Here is an 18,581-nt window from a genome sequence, read left to right as displayed (position 1 = left end):
CACCCGGCCACCCCCGCGACAATGACCCAGTGCGGTACAGAATCCTGGGCGTCACCCAGGCCGAGGACGACCAGGGCACCGTCATACCCGTCGGCGGCCCGCGCCTGCGCGCCCTGCTCACCGCCCTGGCCCTGCGCCCGGGCCACCTCACCACCCCCGACACCCTGATCGACGACGTCTGGGCCGGCACCCCGCCCCACGACGCCCCCGCCGCCCTCCAGGCCCTCGTCGCCCGCCTCCGCCGCACCCTCGGCAAGGACACCGTCACCTCGGCCCCCGGCGGCTACCGCCTCACCGCGACGAAGGACGACGTGGACCTCTTCGTCTTCGAACGCCTCGTCCACGAGGGCACGACCGCCCTCGCCCAGGACGACCCGGCCACCGCCGCCCACGCCCTCACCACGGCCCTCGCCCTGTGGCGCGGCCCGGCCCTCGCCGACCTCCCCGACCGCACCGCCGCCGCCTCCCGCCCGGAGGCCCTGCGCCTGGAGGCGACCCGTACCCGCGTGGAGGCGGACCTGCGCCGGGGCCACGCCCACAACGCCGTACCCGAACTGCGGGAACTGACCGCGACGTACCCGTACGACGAACCCCTGCACGCCCTCCTCATCCGCGCCCTGCGCGACACGTCCCGCCCGGCCGACGCCCTCGCCGCGTACGAGACGGCCCGCCGCGCACTGGCCGACGGCCTCGGCACCGACCCCGGGCCCCAGCTCCGGGCGCTGCACGCCGAACTCCTGTCGCCGGCGTCCGCCGGCACGTCCCCCGAGGCGCCCCCTGGGGGAACCCCCGAGCCACCCACCCCTTATCGGGCCCACCCCGAACGCACCGGCAACCTCCGTCCGCGCCTTACCTCTTTCGTGGGCCGGGAACTCGAACTCGACGCCATCCGTTCCGAATTGCACAGGGCCCGACTGGTCACGCTCACCGGACCGGGCGGCTCCGGAAAGACCCGTCTCGCCGAGGAGGCCGCCACCGGCGTCCCCCAGGCATGGCTCGTCGAGCTCGCCCCGCTCGACCGGCCGGAGGCGGTGCCCGGCGCGGTGGTCAACGCACTCGGTCTGCGCGAGACCGTGCTCCTGACCAACGAGCTGTCGGCCCAGCAGGACGACCCGCTCGCCCTGCTGATCGAGTACTGCGCGGCCCGCAGCCAACTCCTGATCCTTGACAACTGCGAACATGTCATCGGCGCCGCGGCCACCCTCGCCGAGACCCTCCTCACCCGCTGTCCGGGCCTCACGATCCTCGCCACCAGCCGTGAACCCCTGGGCATCCCCGGCGAGTCGGTCCGCCCGGTCGAACCCCTGCTCCCCGACCACGCGCACCGCCTCTTCGCGGATCGCGCGGCGGCCGTCCGCCCCGACGCCGCCACCGCGCTGCGCGCAGGCCGCGAGCAGGAGGCCGTCGCGGAGATCTGCCGCCGCCTCGACGGCCTGCCGCTCGCCATCGAGCTGGCGGCGGCCCGGCTGCGGCTGCTCACACCCCGGCAGATCGCCGACCGCCTCGACGACCGCTTCCGCCTCCTCACCTCCGGAAGCCGTACGGTCCTGCCCCGCCAGCAGACCCTGCGCGCGGTGGTCGACTGGTCCTGGGACCTGCTGGACGAGCCCGAGCGCACGGCCCTGCGCGAGATGTCCGTCTTCGCGGGCGGCTGGGACCTCACGGCGGCCGAGGCCGTGTGCACCGGACCGGTCGCGGAGGTCCTCGGCGCCCTCGTCGACAAGTCCCTGATCGTGGCCACCCCGTACGAGCGGGACGGCTCCGACGGCATGCGCTACCGCATGCTGGAGACCATCCACGAGTACGCCGTGGAGCGCGCCGCCGAGCTCCCCGAGCTGCGGCTCGCGGCCGAGCGCCGGCATCGCGCGTGGGTGCGCGCGCTCGTGGAGGAGGCCGACCCGCTGCTGCGCTCCGCCGGCCAGCTCCCGTGGATCGCCCGCCTGGAGACCGAGCTGGACAACATCCGCGCGGCCCTCGACCGCGCGCTGACAGCGGGCGACGAACCGGACGCCACGGCCATCTCCCTCGCCATGTGCTGGTTCTGGTGGCTGCGCAACTACCGCGTGGAGGGCGCGGCCTGGGCCGACCGGATCCTGCGCCTGTGCGCCACCCTGGACGCGGCATCCGCGGACCCCGGAGCCCGTCCCGCCTCCGACCTGGACGCCTTCCTCGCGGACCCGGAGGGACAGGCCCGCCACCCACGGCACCCGCACCGGATGAACCTCCGCCTGCAACACCTGTTCCTCTCCATCGAGTTCGAACCGGTGGAGCACTGGCAGGACGAGCGCTGGTGGCCGTACATCGAGCGGGTCCGGGCCCACTTCGCGCGCGGCGGCCCCGAATCGGCCCGCATGCCGGGCATGGTCTGGCCGCTGACCCAGTACATCCTGGGCGACACCGTGAACACGGGGCCGGTCATGGACGCCGTACTGGCCAACTGCCGTGTGTACGGCGGCGACTGGGAGGTCGGCTGCATCCTGATGTTCCGCACGCACATGCTCGTCGACGCGCCGGGCGGCCTGGCGACCGTCGACGACGACCTCGCGGAGCTGCGGACCCTCAGCCGCCGGGCCGGCGACCGCTGGATGCGGGCCCAGGTGTCCAGCGCGGCCGGCGAGACGGCCATGTCGCGCGGCCACTACGAGGAGGCCGAGGCCGAGTTCGAGAAGGCGCTGCGCCTCGCCCATGAGGTGGGCGCGTACGCCGAGACGCCGTTCCTCATCGCCCGGCTCGCGGAGATCGCCTACCGCGCGGGTGACCGTGAGGCCGCGCTGGCGGCGCTGGACGAGGCGGGCGCGGCGGCCGACCGGTACCGGGTGGCGGACTCACGGGCGTTCGTGCTGCTGATGCGGGCCCGGCTGGCGCTGGACGACAAGGACGCCGCACGCGCGCGTGAGCTGTGCGAGGCGGCCCGCGCGCAGACCGAGAGCGCCACGCTGCCGCCCCAGTTCCTCGTGCTGCTGAACATCGTCGACGCCCTGACGACGACGATGGAGTCGGGACCGGAGCAGGGGCTGCCGCGCATGGCCGACACCCTGCGCCTGGCCGTGGAGAACCGCTGTGCCGATGTGATCACGGCGACCCTCGCGGACGGCGCGGCGGAACTGCTGACCCGGCTCGGCGACCCGGCGCGCGCGGTCCGTCTGCTCGCCGCCTCGGACCACTGGCGCGGCGACCAACCGCGCCGGTTGCCGGAGAGCGAGTCCGCGGAGCGGGCGGAGGCCGACGCCCGGATGGTCCTGGGCGCCGAGCGGTTCACGGCCGAGTACGACCGGGGCCGAGCCCTCACCCACGACGAGGTCCTGGACGAGCTCGCCGAGGCCGTACGCGACCTTCAGCCGTCCGCCCGGCCGAAGCCGTGGACGCCGCCGCAGCCGTAGACCCTGCCGAACGGAACCAACTGCCTCACCGGCAGCTGAACTTCGACTCGGCCCAGTCCGCGAGCAGCAGGTTGTTGACGGTGCCACGCGGCTCGACGACCAGCCGGACGGTCTCGCGACCGGTGAGGTTCACCTGTACGGGCATCGCCGCGTCCCCGGCCTTGACGACAGGGGACTGCCACAGGCGCACGCCGTCGGCGTACACCGAGAAGGAGAACCTGCCGAGGCCGAGGTTCATGTCGTCGACGCCGACCAGTGCCCTGTACGCGGCGCACTGCCGGTTGAGGTCGATGGTGACGGAGGACCGGCCGTGCACGGTGACGCCGTGCGCGTACTGCTCGCCGCCGATCGACACGCCGCCGCGCTGCCACACCCAGCTGCTCTCGTACAGCCGCATCTCGGGCTCGCTGCCGTCACCGGTGAGGTCGTACGACAGCTCGCTCCACTGGTAGTCGGCCGGGGCCGGCGGTGGCGTCGGGGTGGGCGTGGGTGTCGGCGTCGGGGGCGGAGTCGGTGTCGGTGTCGGCGTGGGAGTCGAGGTCGGCTTCGGCGTGGGCGCCGGACTGGGCGAGCGCGTCGGGGTGGGGGTCGGTGTCGGTCTCGGGGCCGCCTCGGGCTCCGCGGCCGGGGCGGTCTCCGGGGGCCGCGGCGTGGGCTCCTGCTTCGGCGGCTTCGGGGTCGGCGTCTCCTCGACGACGGGGGAGGGGACGGGGGGCTGCTTGGCGTCGTTGTGCCGGGCCGGCTCGTCGTTGCCGGCCAGCGCGAGCACGATCGCCACCGCGACGCCCACCGCCACCACACCGGCGGCGATCCCGGCCTTCAGGGGCGCGCCCAGCCCTTCGGAGGCCGCCGCACCGCCCCCGGCACCGCCGGACGAACCCCCGCTCGCGGCCCCGCCGGCCGCCCCCGCACCGCTCGACGAACCGCTCGCCGCGCCGGCCGCCCCCGCACCGCTCGACGAACCCCCGCTCGCCGCGGCGGCCGCTCCCGCGGCACCGGCCGCACCCGCCCCGGCACCGCCGGCGATGAGCCCGGCCGCCTTGGCGTACCCGGCGACGCCGAACCAGCCGATGACCGCGACCGGCACGACGGCCGGGATACCGCTGGCGACTTCCTTGATCTGACCGGCGGCCAGCCGGCACTTGGCGCACTCCTCCAGGTGCTTGCGCAGACCCCGCTCGGCGCGGGTGCGCAGGCTGCCGCGGGCGTAGGCGCCCAGCCGGTCGGCATAGCGGGAGCACTCCTCGTCGCCGGCGAGGCTGGCGCTGACATGGGCCTGGAGGTAGGCCTGCTTGAGTCCCTCGCGGGCGCGGCTGGCGAGCACGCGCGTGCCGTTGGCGTCGAGGCCGAAGAGCGTGGCGACCTCGCTCGGCGACTCGTCCTCGACCTCGGTGTGCCACAGCACGGCCTGCCAGCGCTCCGGCAGCGACCGGAAGGCCTGCATGGCCATGGACTGCTCGGCCTCGTGCATCGCGCGCACGTCCGCGCCGAGGTCCAGGGTGTCCTCGGCGGACGCCACGGCCACCGCCGAGGACTGCGTGGCGAACACCGCGAAGTCGTCGACGAGCTGCTCGCGCCGCGCCGACCTCGTCCAGTCCGCGGCGGCCCGCCGGATCGAGGTGAGCAGATAGGCGCGTACGGCGTGCTCGGGACCGGAACCGCCGCGAACCGCCTGGAGCATGCGGGCGAAGACCTCTGCGGTGAGGTCGTCCGCGGTGTGGGCGTCGCGGCAGCAGGTGCGGGCGTACCGGCGCACCGCCTCCGCGTGGCGCCGGTACAGCTCCTCGTAGGCGCTGTCGTCGCCGGAGCGCATCCGGCCGATCAGGTCGGCGTCCGACGGCGGCAGCTCGAGCGACGGTGGCAGCACGCCGTCCTGGCGTCGGTCGCGCTGGGCCGGGACGCCGCCCGGTGGCACGTCGGCGGGTCCGCCCTGGTTCGGCACCTGGGGAGTCGAGGACTCCCCGTCACCGCGTGACTCGTCCCACCCGTCAACGCTCATCGCGGAAAGCCCCCGCCGCCAGCTGCACCAGTCCCGGACACCGGGTCAGGGTGCCACATTGGCTTTTGGTCAGGACCCACTCGTACGGACATCCACCCGTCCGTGGGGACTTCCCGCAACCCAGTACTAGCCCCGCCCTCGCGGGGAAAGCTCAAGCAGCCGTCGGCGGGCCGGAGTTGAGGCCGGCACCCGAAACGCCCGGCATGTTCCCGAGGTGCGCGAGGCGAGGGCGGTGCGGCACCCCGCCTCCCGGTCACCCCTTGCCGATCCGGCACCCCGTGGACGTCACGGTCGTGGCAGCGGCCCGGCTCACGCCTGAGGCCGCGACCGCAGACCCTCCAGCAGGATGTCCAGCAACCGCGCCGAGGCCGCCGCCTGCTGCGCCGCGTCGGGCAGCGAGGGCGCCGCCGTCGCGATCACCAGCAGTACGTCCGACACCGAGACGTCGGCCCGCAGCTCGCCCGCCGCGCGCGCCCGCTCCACGAGCTGGCCCACCACGTCGAGCAGAGCCGCCGCACCCGCGTCGTCCGCCGGGTCGGCCGAGACCGCCGGCTGCTCGGGCACGAGCCGCAGCTCACCGGCGCCCGGCTGCATCCGCTGCTGCGGCACCCGCGCCTCGTCGAGCCCCGTGCCGTCCTCGGCGACGCCGACCCGCAGCACCTGCGGCGGCAGCAGCCGGCCCGCGCCCGAGGCCACCGACGTACGCAGGAAGCGCGACAGCGCCGACCACGGCTCGTCCTCCTGGCCGAGCGCGGCACGCGCCTGGTCGGTCAGCCGGGAGGTCTCCTCCTCGGCTATCCGCCGCACCAGGACGTCCTTGCTCGGGAAGCGCCGGTACACCGTCCCGACGCCGACCCTCGCGCGCCGCGCCACGTCCTCCATCGGCGCGCCGTATCCCAGCTCGCCGAAGACCTCACGCGCCGCACGCAGTACGTGCTCCAGATTGCGCTGTGCGTCCACGCGCAGCGGCGCCGAACGCGGGCCGTCCCCGCGTCCGTTGCTCGCGGCCGCGCTCAACGTGCCGCCCACCGCTCCGCCGCCGTGTGTGATGGCGGTCGCGGAAGACCAACGAGAATCCTGAACATGCATAAGCGATCCCCCGGTAATGACGTCTCCCCCCGGAGACTCCCCGTCATTGCAAAAGCCGGAGCGTCGCGGAACATGCCCGGACCACGAGTCCGTTTCGTGTGACTCATGGACCCGAAGAGCGCATCCCCCTACACCCCGTCGACACACGAACATAGTTGAGCGAGGGTCAATTCAGAAGGGGCAGGTTCCGCACGGAGCGCCCCTCGATCGGAGTACGGGCGGTTTACGTCCCCTTTGCGCCACCTGCGATCCCCCGGCGCACACCCATTGACCTGCGAAGACTCCGCGCACTCCGGCAATTCGGCCAAATCGCGGCCGCGTCGGCCGCCGGTCACACAAATTGTCGAGCCTGTGGACAAACGCAAGCGTCGGGTGCGTCATGGGATGGTGAAGGAACGTGCGCGCATTCTCGTTGTCGGCGGCGGCTACGTCGGGATGTACACGGCTCTGCGTCTCCAGCGGAGGCTGAAACCGGAACTCGGGCGAGGTGAAGCCGAGATCACCGTCGTCACTCCCGACCCGTACATGACCTATCAGCCGTTCCTGCCCGAAGCGGCGGCCGGCTCGATCTCGCCACGCCATGTGGTCGTACCGCTGCGCCGCGTCCTGCCCGAGTGCCGGATCATCATCGGCGAAGCCACCGCCATCGACCACGCCAAGCGCACCGCCACCCTCACCACCCTCGCCACCGAGGAGGAGGGCACGGGCACCGAACAGCTGTCGTACGACGAACTCGTCCTCGCCCCCGGCTCCGTCTCGCGCACCCTGCCCATCCCCGGCCTCGCCGACCACGCCATCGGCTTCAAGACCGTGGAAGAGGCCATCGGCCTGCGCAACCACGTCATCGAGCAGATGGACATCGCCTCCTCCACCCGCGACCCCGAGATCCGCGACGCGGCCCTCACCTTCGTCTTCGTCGGCGGCGGCTACGCCGGTGTCGAGGCGCTCGGCGAACTGGAGGACATGGCCCGCTACGCCGCGCGCTACTACCACAACATCCGGCCCGAGGACATGAAGTGGATTCTGGTCGAGGCCTCCGACCGGATCCTGCCCGAGGTCGGCGAGGACATGGGCCGCTACACAGTCACCGAACTGCGCCGCCGCAACATCGACGTACGCCTGCACACCCGCCTGGAGTCCTGCGCCGACCGTGTCGCCGTCCTCAGCGACGGGGCCCGCTTCCCCACTCGCACGGTCGTGTGGACGGCCGGCGTCAAACCCCACCCGGTCCTCGCGGCGAGCGACCTGCCACTTAATGCGCGCGGCAGGCTGAAATGCACCGCCGAGCTGACCGTCGACGGCACCACGCACGCGTGGGCCGCGGGAGACGCCGCCGCCGTCCCCGACGTCACGGCCGCCGAGCCCGGCACGGACTGCGCCCCGAACGCCCAGCACGCCGTGCGCCAGGCGAAGGTCCTCGGCGACAACATCGTCCACACGCTGCGCGGCGAACCCCTGGAGACATACGCGCACAAGTACGCGGGCTCCGTCGCCTCCCTCGGCTTCCACAAGGGCGTCGCCCAGGTCTACGGCCGCAAGCTGAAGGGCTACCCTGCCTGGTTCATGCACCGCGTCTACCACCTGAGCAGGGTGCCGACCTTCAACCGCAAGGCCCGCGTCCTGGCCGAATGGACACTTTCGGGTCTGTTCAAGAGGGAGATCGTCTCCCTCGGTTCGCTCGAACATCCCCGAGCGGAGTTCGAACTCGCGGCCGGTGGAAAGCATCCACACAACCCGGGAGACGACACGAAGGGGTCGTCCTGACCGGACCCAGGAACTCCACCGACAGGGCAGGCGTCTGACGGGTGTCGGCCAGGTCGGCCGCACTGCCAGACTGATCCCGAACCGACCCCGACCCCAGGACGGGCACCCGCCCGCCCTGCGCACCACGAGGCTCTCCCCACAGTGCCGTAACCCCGGGGTGCCGCCGCCCCGCAGACCCCCGGCCGGGTCCGGAGCCGGCCGAAGACGACGACACGAGGCAAGGATTCGTGAACTTCACGCGCTGGAGCGCCCGGCTCCCCGGAACGCAGCGCCGCGCCGCAGCGCGGACCGAGAACGCGGCGGCGACCACCCCGGACCACCGGGGAGAGAGCCCGAGCCCCGTCCCCTCGGCCCGCGTCGAACAACTCACCGACGAAGGCGAGCCGATCCCCGGAGTGGACGAGCTGCCGGTCCGTGAGGTCCTCGACCGCGTCCCGGCCCTGGTCGCCCTGGTCCACGGCACCGACCACCGCCTCGCCTACGTCAACGACGCCTACACGACGGCCTTCGGCGTACGGCCCTCCGGCGAACCCGCCCGCGAGGCCCTGCCCGAACTGGCCGAACTGGGCCTGCTGCCCCTCCTGGACCAGGTCCTGCGCAGCGGCAAGCCCCGCACCCTCAAGTCCCGCAAGGCCCCCGACGGCCGCTCCTACACCTTCACCTGCACCCCGGTCAGCGAGGGCGACGGCAGCGCCGCCACCCCGGTCAGCGGGGTACTCGTCTTCGCCACCGACGTCACCGACCACGCGGAGGCCGCCGAGCGCCTGCGCGCCAGCGAACGCCGCCAGCGCGAAACGGCCGTCACCCTCCAGCGCTCCCTTCTCCCCCAGGAGCTTGAGGAGCCCGACGACCTGCGCATCGCCGCCACCTACCACCCCGGCGGCACCGAGGCCGCGGTCGGCGGCGACTGGTACGACGTGATCACCCTGGGCGGCGGCCGCACCGCCCTCGTGATCGGCGATGTCATGGGCAGGGGCGTAAGGGCCGCCGCGGTCATGGGCCAGCTCCGCACGGCGGTCCGCGCCTACGCCCGCCTGGACCTCCCGCCGCACGAGGTACTGCAACTGCTGGACGGCCTGGCGACGGAGATCGACGCCAATCAGATCGCCACCTGCGTCTATGCCGTCCACGACCCGAACGAGGGCCGCCTGGTCTACGCGTCCGCCGGCCACCTCCCGATCCTCGTCCGCGACGAGAACGGCGACGTCCGGCGCGCCGACGAACCCACCGGCCCGCCGCTCGGCACCGGCGGCTGGATGCACGCGTCCGGCTCGATCGCCCTGAGCCCCGGCTCCACCGCCGTCCTCTACACCGACGGCCTGGTCGAACGCCGGGACGAGGACCTCGACGAGGGAATCGCCTCCCTCGAACGCGCCCTCGCCGGCGCGACCGGCACCCCCCAGGTCGTCTGCGACCGCCTGGTCCGCTCGGCGGGCGTCACCGCCGACCACGACGACGACGTCGCCGTCCTCGTCCTCCAGCACCCGGCCCGCACCGGCCCCGACAGCGACCTCTTCCGCAACGCCGCCCTGGAACTCCTCGGCGGAGTCGAGGCCGCACCACGCGCGCGTGCCTTCGCCTCCGGCGTCCTGACCAGCTGGCGCTTCCCCACGGACCTGCACGACCTGGGCGTCCTCGCGACCAGCGAACTGGTCGCGAACTCCCTCCAGCACGGCACCCCGCCCATGCGGCTGCGCCTGCGCCGCACGGACCGCCGCCTGATCATCGAGGTCACCGACGGCGACGACCACCTCCCGCGCCGCCGCCGAGCCGAACCGGTCGACGAATCGGGCCGAGGCATCGCGATCGTCGCCACGATCGCCTCGGCCTGGGGCTCCAGACGCACACCCGGGGGCGGAAAAGCGGTCTGGTGCGAGTTCGTCCTCCCCAAGGGGAGCCGCTAGCGGCCCGGGGAAAAGATCAGGCGTGCGCCCGGGACGGCCCCGCCGCCGGAGCGGCGCTCCCCTGCGCCACGACCCGGCTCTTCCCCAGCCACGGCTGATCCTGCACGGCACTGAGCTGCCGCCCGAGCCGCACCGCCAGATAGGTGATCCCCAGCGAGAACAGCAGGAACGTCACGACATACGGCCCGTGCAGCGCCGCGCCCATGGGCCCGCCCACCGCCGGCCCCACCGCCAGCGCCAGCTGCTTCACCAGGGCGAAAGCCGAGTTGTACTGCCCGGCCATCCCGCTCGGCGCCAGGTCCGCGACCAGCGGAGCGACGGTCGGCGACAGCATCGCCTCACCGAGCCCGAACAGCGCGTACGTGGAGATGAAGGCCGCCGTGGCCATCTCCCGGCTCCCGTGCCCGAGCCCGGCGTACCCCGCCGCGAGCCAGGCCACGGCCCAGATCAGACCCACGGCCGCGATCACCCGCGACCGCCTGCGCCGCTCGACGAACTTCAGCACGGCGAACTGCGCCACGACGATCATCGCGGTGTTGGCCGCGAGCGCGGTCCCCAGCGCCGACGTCGACACCCCGGCGGCCTCGACGCCGTACGCGCTCAGCCCCGACTCGAACTGGCCGTAGCAGGCGAAGAACAGCACGAAGCCCAGCACGCACAGCTGCACCATCGCCCGGTTCTGGAGCATCTGCTTCCAGCTGCCCTTCGCCGACTGCCCGGTCGGCGCCCCGTCGACCCGCGGCGCGTGCGGCATCCGCACGGTCACCATCACCACGACGAGCAGCAGGAACATCGCCGCCTCGATCGCGAACAGCAGAGTGAAGGACGAGACGCTCGTCGTGTCGACGAGGTGCCCACCGATCAGCCCGCCGACGCCGAGCCCCAGGTTCTGGAGAAAGAACTGCGTTGCGAACGCCCGAGACCGGGTCTCCGCCGATGAGCAGTCCACGATCATCGTCGCGAGCGCCGGCTGCATCACGGCCTGCCCCGCCCCGAGCGCCGCCGCCGACATCAGTACGGCCGCCGCGGTCCCGGCGAGTCCCAGGCTCAGCGAACCGAGAGCGGCGGTGACCAGAGCGGCGATGAGGACCGGCAGCGGGCCACGCCGGACGATGGCCCGCCCGGCGAACGGCAGTACGACCAGCGCGGCCACGGCGAAGACGGCGAGGACCATCCCCGCCGTCATGGCACCCAGCCCCCGCACCTGCGCCACATAGACGTACAGGTAGGGGACGGTGAAGCCGAGCCCGAACGCGCTGAGTGCGTTGCCCACGTGAATCCGGCGCATCGCTGCGCCCATCGCCCTGGTCACGTTCACCTCTCTCAATGAAGACCCATCGATGTAGGTCTGAAGACTTCGAAGCTAAAATTAGAAGCTAAACAGTACACCTCGAAGGACTTCAACGCCAAGCAAGGCCGTGCCATACTCGGGCCATGGGCGACACCCCGGACATCGGCGAACCGACACTCGAAGAGCAGATCGCCGCCTACCAGCGCGAGTTCCAGGACCTCGACCCCCAGGTCGAGCAGATCGTCGCGGCGCTGTCCCGCCTCAACCGCCGTATGAACGTCGCCTACGGCCGCCAGACCTCCGCCCTCGGCATCAGCAACGCCGAGTGGGAGGTCCTCAAGGCACTGGTCCTCTCCGGAGCCCCGTACCGCATGGGTCCGAGCGACCTCGCCAAGCGGCTCGGCCTCACGCCGGCCGCGATGACCCACCGGATCGACCGCCTGGTCGCCGAGGGTCTGGTCACCAGGGAGCGCGACGAGTCCAACCGCGTCCGCGTCATCGTGGAGCTCACGGCGGACGGCCGCGAGAAGTGGCTGGAGGCGATGCGACTCGCCTCGGTCTTCGAGGAGGACCTTCTCCAGGACCTCTCCCCACAGGAGCGCACCACGCTCGGCGACGTCCTGACCCGCCTGCTCCGCCGGGTGGAGTACGCCCAGCCGGACGCCGGCGGACGCCTCAGCGACCTGGACTGACGCAGGTCGGGGCACCGCCGCAAAAGATCTTGACAGGGGATGCTTGACAGCCCCTTGCCCGATCCGTAGAGTTCTTCGGGTTGCCGCCGAGCCGTAACGGTTCTTCGACAGCAACTCCCGCCGCGAGAGCGGCAATCAAACCACCAGCACGATCTCCCAACCGGGTCGATTTCGGCATGCCCGAATTCAATTCGAATTGGGACTCGGCGACCCGATTAGGAATCGCCGAGGGGATCCGCTAAGGTTTGAAACGTCGGAACGGCCCAACGGCCGGGAAGACAAGCCCCGCTGACTGGGAGTCAGGCCCGAAAGGATCTGATAAAGTCGGAGTCGCCGGAAAGGGAAACGCGAAAGCGGGAACCTGGAAAGCGCCGAGGAAATCGGATCGGAAAGATCTGATAGAGTCGGAAACGCAAGACCGAAGGGAAAAGCCCGGAGGAAAGCCCGAGAGGGTGACTACAAAGGAAGCGTCCGTTCCTTGAGAACTCAACAGCGTGCCAAAAATCAACGCCAGATATGTTGATACCCCGTCTCCGACCGTCAGGTTGGGGCGAGGTTCCTTTGAAATAACACAGCGAGGACGCTGTGAACCGGGAGATTATTCCTCTCCTGGTTCCGCTCTCGTGTGTGTGCACCGGATGACCGGTAAACATTCACGGAGAGTTTGATCCTGGCTCAGGACGAACGCTGGCGGCGTGCTTAACACATGCAAGTCGAACGATGAACCACTTCGGTGGGGATTAGTGGCGAACGGGTGAGTAACACGTGGGCAATCTGCCCTTCACTCTGGGACAAGCCCTGGAAACGGGGTCTAATACCGGATAACACTCCTGTCCTCCTGGACGGGGGTTAAAAGCTCCGGCGGTGAAGGATGAGCCCGCGGCCTATCAGCTTGTTGGTGAGGTAATGGCTCACCAAGGCGACGACGGGTAGCCGGCCTGAGAGGGCGACCGGCCACACTGGGACTGAGACACGGCCCAGACTCCTACGGGAGGCAGCAGTGGGGAATATTGCACAATGGGCGAAAGCCTGATGCAGCGACGCCGCGTGAGGGATGACGGCCTTCGGGTTGTAAACCTCTTTCAGCAGGGAAGAAGCGAAAGTGACGGTACCTGCAGAAGAAGCGCCGGCTAACTACGTGCCAGCAGCCGCGGTAATACGTAGGGCGCAAGCGTTGTCCGGAATTATTGGGCGTAAAGAGCTCGTAGGCGGCTTGTCACGTCGGGTGTGAAAGCCCGGGGCTTAACCCCGGGTCTGCATTCGATACGGGCTAGCTAGAGTGTGGTAGGGGAGATCGGAATTCCTGGTGTAGCGGTGAAATGCGCAGATATCAGGAGGAACACCGGTGGCGAAGGCGGATCTCTGGGCCATTACTGACGCTGAGGAGCGAAAGCGTGGGGAGCGAACAGGATTAGATACCCTGGTAGTCCACGCCGTAAACGGTGGGAACTAGGTGTTGGCGACATTCCACGTCGTCGGTGCCGCAGCTAACGCATTAAGTTCCCCGCCTGGGGAGTACGGCCGCAAGGCTAAAACTCAAAGGAATTGACGGGGGCCCGCACAAGCAGCGGAGCATGTGGCTTAATTCGACGCAACGCGAAGAACCTTACCAAGGCTTGACATACACCGGAAACGTCTGGAGACAGGCGCCCCCTTGTGGTCGGTGTACAGGTGGTGCATGGCTGTCGTCAGCTCGTGTCGTGAGATGTTGGGTTAAGTCCCGCAACGAGCGCAACCCTTGTTCTGTGTTGCCAGCATGCCCTTCGGGGTGATGGGGACTCACAGGAGACCGCCGGGGTCAACTCGGAGGAAGGTGGGGACGACGTCAAGTCATCATGCCCCTTATGTCTTGGGCTGCACACGTGCTACAATGGCAGGTACAATGAGCTGCGATACCGTGAGGTGGAGCGAATCTCAAAAAGCCTGTCTCAGTTCGGATTGGGGTCTGCAACTCGACCCCATGAAGTCGGAGTTGCTAGTAATCGCAGATCAGCATTGCTGCGGTGAATACGTTCCCGGGCCTTGTACACACCGCCCGTCACGTCACGAAAGTCGGTAACACCCGAAGCCGGTGGCCCAACCCCTTGTGGGAGGGAGCTGTCGAAGGTGGGACTGGCGATTGGGACGAAGTCGTAACAAGGTAGCCGTACCGGAAGGTGCGGCTGGATCACCTCCTTTCTAAGGAGCACTTCTCACCAACTCCGGTTGGTCAGAGGCCAGTACATCAGCGAATGTCTGATGCTGGTTGCTCATGGGTGGAACGTTGATTATTCGGCACGATCCAGGATGGATCAGGCGCTAGTACTGCCCCTCGGGGCGTGGAACGCTGATCTGGTCAACTGATCGTGCCGGGCACGCTGTTGGGTATCTGAAGGTACGGCCGGTCAGGCTGCCTTCAGGTGCCGGCCCCAGTGAACTCGTGCTTCGGTGCGGGGTGATGGGTGGCTGGTCGTTGTTTGAGAACTGCACAGTGGACGCGAGCATCTGTGGCCAAGTTTTTAAGGGCGCACGGTGGATGCCTTGGCACCAGGAACCGATGAAGGACGTGGGAGGCCACGATAGTCCCCGGGGAGTCGTCAACCAGGCTTTGATCCGGGGGTTTCCGAATGGGGAAACCCGGCAGTCGTCATGGGCTGTCACCCTTGTCTGAACACATAGGGCAAGTGGAGGGAACGCGGGGAAGTGAAACATCTCAGTACCCGCAGGAAGAGAAAACAACCGTGATTCCGGGAGTAGTGGCGAGCGAAACTGGATGAGGCCAAACCGTATACGTGTGAGACCCGGCAGGGGTTGCGTATGCGGGGTTGTGGGATCTCTCTTTTACAGTCTGCCGGCTGTGAGACGAGTCAGAAACCGTTGATGTAGGCGAAGGACATGCGAAAGGTCCGGCGTAGAGGGTAAGACCCCCGTAGTCGAAACGTCAGCGGCTCGTTTGAGAGACACCCAAGTAGCACGGGGCCCGAGAAATCCCGTGTGAATCTGGCGGGACCACCCGCTAAGCCTAAATATTCCCTGGTGACCGATAGCGGATAGTACCGTGAGGGAATGGTGAAAAGTACCCCGGGAGGGGAGTGAAATAGTACCTGAAACCGTGTGCCTACAAGCCGTGGGAGCGTCGGACGTCAAGTTTACTTGATGTCTCGTGACTGCGTGCCTTTTGAAGAATGAGCCTGCGAGTTTGCGGTGTGTTGCGAGGTTAACCCGTGTGGGGAAGCCGTAGCGAAAGCGAGTCCGAATAGGGCGGTTTAGTAGCGCGCTCAAGACCCGAAGCGGAGTGATCTAGCCATGGGCAGGTTGAAGCGGAGGTAAGACTTCGTGGAGGACCGAACCCACCAGGGTTGAAAACCTGGGGGATGACCTGTGGTTAGGGGTGAAAGGCCAATCAAACTCCGTGATAGCTGGTTCTCCCCGAAATGCATTTAGGTGCAGCGTCGTGTGTTTCTTGCCGGAGGTAGAGCACTGGATAGGCGATGGGCCCTACCGGGTTACTGACCTTAGCCAAACTCCGAATGCCGGTAAGTGAGAGCGCGGCAGTGAGACTGTGGGGGATAAGCTCCATGGTCGAGAGGGAAACAGCCCAGAGCATCGACTAAGGCCCCTAAGCGTACGCTAAGTGGGAAAGGATGTGGAGTCGCAGAGACAACCAGGAGGTTGGCTTAGAAGCAGCCACCCTTGAAAGAGTGCGTAATAGCTCACTGGTCTAGTGATTCCGCGCCGACAATGTAGCGGGGCTCAAGCGTACCGCCGAAGTCGTGTCATTCATACAACAGGGCCAACGCCCGTATGGATGGGTAGGGGAGCGTCGTGTGCCGGGTGAAGCCGCGCCGGAAGGCAGTGGTGGACGGTTCACGAGTGAGAATGCAGGCATGAGTAGCGATTCACACGTGAGAAACGTGTGCGCCGATTGACTAAGGGTTCCTGGGTCAAGCTGATCTGCCCAGGGTAAGTCGGGACCTAAGGCGAGGCCGACAGGCGTAGTCGATGGATAACCGGTTGATATTCCGGTACCCGCTGTGAAGCGTCAAACATCGAATCCAGTGATGCTAAGCCCGTGAAGCCGCCGGCTGAGTCTTCGGACGAGGTCGGAGTGGTGGAGCCGGTGACCCGAGCTGGTAGTAGGTGAGTGATGGGGTGACGCAGGAAGGTAGTCCATCCCGGGCGGTGGTTGTCCCGGGGTAAGGGTGTAGCCCGAGTGGTAGGCAAATCCGCCACTCATACAGGGTGAGACCTGATGCCGAGCCGATTGTGGTGAAGTGGATGATCCTATGCTGTCGAGAAAAGCCTCTAGCGAGTTTCATGGCGGCCCGTACCCTAAACCGACTCAGGTGGTCAGGTAGAGAATACCGAGGCGTTCGGGTGAACTATGGTTAAGGAACTCGGCAAAATGCCCCCGTAACTTCGGGAGAAGGGGGGCCACGTCTGGTGAGGAGACTTGCTCTCCGAGCTGGGGGTGGCCGCAGAGACCAGCGAGAAGCGACTGTTTACTAAAAACACAGGTCCGTGCGAAGCCGTAAGGCGATGTATACGGACTGACGCCTGCCCGGTGCTGGAACGTTAAGGGGACCGGTTAGCTCAGATTCGTCTGGGCGAAGCTGAGAACTTAAGCGCCAGTAAACGGCGGTGGTAACTATAACCATCCTAAGGTAGCGAAATTCCTTGTCGGGTAAGTTCCGACCTGCACGAATGGCGTAACGACTTCTCGACTGTCTCAACCATAGGCCCGGTGAAATTGCACTACGAGTAAAGATGCTCGTTTCGCGCAGCAGGACGGAAAGACCCCGGGACCTTTACTACAGTTTGATATTGGTGTTCGGTTCGGCTTGTGTAGGATAGCTGGGAGACTGTGAACTCTGGACGCCAGTTCAGGGGGAGTCGTCGTTGAAATACCAGTCTGGTCGTGCTGGATGTCTAACCTGGGTCCGTGATCCGGATCAGGGACAGTGTCTGATGGGTAGTTTAACTGGGGCGGTTGCCTCCTAAAGAGTAACGGAGGCGCCCAAAGGTTCCCTCAGCCTGGTTGGCAATCAGGTGTTGAGTGTAAGTGCACAAGGGAGCTTGACTGTGAGACCGACGGGTCGAGCAGGGACGAAAGTCGGGACTAGTGATCCGGCGGTGGCTTGTGGAAGCGCCGTCGCTCAACGGATAAAAGGTACCCCGGGGATAACAGGCTGATCTTCCCCAAGAGTCCATATCGACGGGATGGTTTGGCACCTCGATGTCGGCTCGTCGCATCCTGGGGCTGGAGTCGGTCCCAAGGGTTGGGCTGTTCGCCCATTAAAGCGGTACGCGAGCTGGGTTTAGAACGTCGTGAGACAGTTCGGTCCCTATCCGCTGCGCGCGCAGGAATATTGAGAAGGGCTGTCCCTAGTACGAGAGGACCGGGACGGACGAACCTCTGGTGTGCCAGTTGTTCTGCCAAGGGCATGGCTGGTTGGCTACGTTCGGGAGGGATAACCGCTGAAAGCATCTAAGCGGGAAGCCTGCTTCGAGATGAGTATTCCCACCCACTTGATGGGGTAAGGCTCCCAGTAGACGACTGGGTTGATAGGCCGGATCTGGAAGCACGGTAACGTGTGGAGGTGACCGGTACTAATAGGCCGAGGGCTTGTCCTCAGTTGCTCGCGTCCACTGTGTTGGTTCTGAAACCACGAACAGCCCCGTATGGCCACATACGGTGCGGCAAGTTCGACAGTTTCATAGTGTTTCGGTGGTTATAGCGTGAGGGAAACGCCCGGTTACATTCCGAACCCGGAAGCTAAGCCTTACAGCGCCGATGGTACTGCAGGGGGGACCCTGTGGGAGAGTAGGACGCCGCCGAACAAAATTTGAAAAAGGCCCACACCTAAAACAGGTGTGGGCCTTTTTGTTTTTCCGTTAGCTTGAGTCGTATGAACTACGTCATCCGATCCATCCGCGCGGACGAGTGGCAGGCCGTCAAGGAGCTGCGGCTCGCGGCCCTCCAGGACCCGGTTGCCCATATCGCCTTCCTGGAGACGCACGAGGAAGCTCTCGCTCGGCCCGACTCCTTCTGGATGGACCGGGCCGCCGGGGGCTGTGAGGGTGCCGTCGGAGCGCAGCAGATCATCGTCGAGGCGCCGGACGGGCGTTGGGTCGGGACGTTGACCGTGCTGATCGAGGAGCCGGGCACGACCGACTGGGCCGGCTATCCCGTGGAGCGGATGCAGGGGCATGTCGTCGGGGTGTTCGTGCGGCCCGAGGAACGGGGCAGCGGGCTTACCGAGGTGCTGTTCGACGCCGGCCTGGAGTGGGCCTGGGGACGCGGCGCCGAGCGGACTCGGCTCATCGTGCATGAGGACAACGGGCGGGCCCAGCGCTTCTATCGGCGGGTCGGGTTCGTACCGAGCGGGCTTCTCGTGCCGTTGTCCGGGAGTCCGGAGGAGAAGGAGCTGGAGTTCGTCCTGGAGCGGCCGTAGCCGCCGTAGGGGCGGTCCTGTGTCTCTC

8 protein-coding genes and 3 rRNA genes are annotated in these 18,581 nt (G+C 67.9%); 8 read left to right on the top strand and 3 right to left on the bottom strand.

Annotated elements, in window-relative coordinates:
• Positions 1-29: 29 nt before the first annotated feature.
• Positions 30-3,380 carry an AfsR/SARP family transcriptional regulator gene (locus PGH47_RS20365; protein WP_271664629.1) on the top strand — a complete coding sequence of 1,117 codons (3,351 nt, stop codon included), beginning with the start codon at positions 30-32 and terminating at the stop codon, positions 3,378-3,380.
• A gap of 25 nt (positions 3,381-3,405) precedes the next feature.
• Here the strand turns inward: PGH47_RS20365 and PGH47_RS20360 are convergent, their stop codons facing one another.
• Positions 3,406-5,379, bottom strand: a complete 1,974-nt coding sequence (locus PGH47_RS20360) for a sigma-70 family RNA polymerase sigma factor (RefSeq protein WP_271664628.1) — start codon at positions 5,377-5,379, stop codon at positions 3,406-3,408.
• Positions 5,380-5,688: 309 nt separating this feature from the next.
• Positions 5,689-6,468, bottom strand: coding sequence for a TetR/AcrR family transcriptional regulator (locus tag PGH47_RS20355; protein ID WP_107909483.1), 780 nt, complete (start codon positions 6,466-6,468; stop codon positions 5,689-5,691).
• Positions 6,469-6,852: 384 nt separating this feature from the next.
• Here PGH47_RS20355 and PGH47_RS20350 point away from each other — a divergent pair, with 384 nt between their 5' ends.
• Complete coding sequence (locus tag PGH47_RS20350) at positions 6,853-8,232, top strand: NAD(P)/FAD-dependent oxidoreductase (RefSeq protein ID WP_271664627.1); 1,380 nt, start codon at positions 6,853-6,855, stop codon at positions 8,230-8,232.
• 227 nt (positions 8,233-8,459) lie between these two features.
• Positions 8,460-10,136, top strand: coding sequence for an ATP-binding SpoIIE family protein phosphatase (locus PGH47_RS20345; protein ID WP_271664626.1), 1,677 nt, complete (start codon positions 8,460-8,462; stop codon positions 10,134-10,136).
• A gap of 16 nt (positions 10,137-10,152) precedes the next feature.
• Here the strand turns inward: PGH47_RS20345 and PGH47_RS20340 are convergent, their stop codons facing one another.
• Positions 10,153-11,424: an MFS transporter gene (locus tag PGH47_RS20340; protein WP_271668103.1), complete on the bottom strand. Its 1,272-nt coding sequence runs from the start codon at positions 11,422-11,424 to the stop codon at positions 10,153-10,155.
• Between the two features lie 146 nt (positions 11,425-11,570).
• Between PGH47_RS20340 and PGH47_RS20335 the strand changes: the two genes are divergently transcribed.
• The 5 genes from PGH47_RS20335 to PGH47_RS20315 all read left to right on the top strand — a co-directional run bounded on the left by PGH47_RS20335 (position 11,571) and on the right by PGH47_RS20315 (position 18,553).
• Positions 11,571-12,119, top strand: coding sequence for a MarR family winged helix-turn-helix transcriptional regulator (locus PGH47_RS20335; protein ID WP_271664625.1), 549 nt, complete (start codon positions 11,571-11,573; stop codon positions 12,117-12,119).
• Positions 12,120-12,771: 652 nt separating this feature from the next.
• Positions 12,772-14,297, top strand: a 16S ribosomal RNA gene (locus PGH47_RS20330).
• A 310-nt stretch (positions 14,298-14,607) separates the two neighbouring features.
• A 23S ribosomal RNA gene (locus tag PGH47_RS20325) occupies positions 14,608-17,732 on the top strand.
• 90 nt (positions 17,733-17,822) lie between these two features.
• Positions 17,823-17,939: ribosomal RNA gene (gene rrf, locus PGH47_RS20320) — 5S ribosomal RNA — on the top strand.
• The 16S, 23S and 5S rRNA genes sit together here, the layout of an rRNA operon.
• Before the next feature lie 68 nt (positions 17,940-18,007).
• Positions 18,008-18,553, top strand: a complete 546-nt coding sequence (locus tag PGH47_RS20315; protein ID WP_271664624.1) for a GNAT family N-acetyltransferase — start codon at positions 18,008-18,010, stop codon at positions 18,551-18,553.
• Positions 18,554-18,581 lie beyond the last annotated feature (28 nt).

Source organism: Streptomyces sp. HUAS 31, from assembly GCF_028198125.1.
Taxonomy (GTDB): Bacteria; Actinomycetota; Actinomycetes; order Streptomycetales; family Streptomycetaceae; genus Streptomyces; species Streptomyces chartreusis.
The sequence above is the reverse complement of the archived record's forward strand: the minus strand, read 5'-3'. Positions and strand labels throughout refer to the sequence as shown.

Coding starts and splice junctions, on each gene's coding strand:
- PGH47_RS20315 (WP_271664624.1), top strand. CDS start 18,008: ATGAACTACGTCATCCGATCCATCCGCGCGGACGAGTGGCAGGCCGTC.
- PGH47_RS20360 (WP_271664628.1), bottom strand. CDS start 5,379: ATGAGCGTTGACGGGTGGGACGAGTCACGCGGTGACGGGGAGTCCTCG.
- PGH47_RS20335 (WP_271664625.1), top strand. CDS start 11,571: ATGGGCGACACCCCGGACATCGGCGAACCGACACTCGAAGAGCAGATC.
- PGH47_RS20340 (WP_271668103.1), bottom strand. CDS start 11,424: ATGCGCCGGATTCACGTGGGCAACGCACTCAGCGCGTTCGGGCTCGGC.
- PGH47_RS20355 (WP_107909483.1), bottom strand. CDS start 6,468: ATGCATGTTCAGGATTCTCGTTGGTCTTCCGCGACCGCCATCACACAC.
- PGH47_RS20350 (WP_271664627.1), top strand. CDS start 6,853: ATGGTGAAGGAACGTGCGCGCATTCTCGTTGTCGGCGGCGGCTACGTC.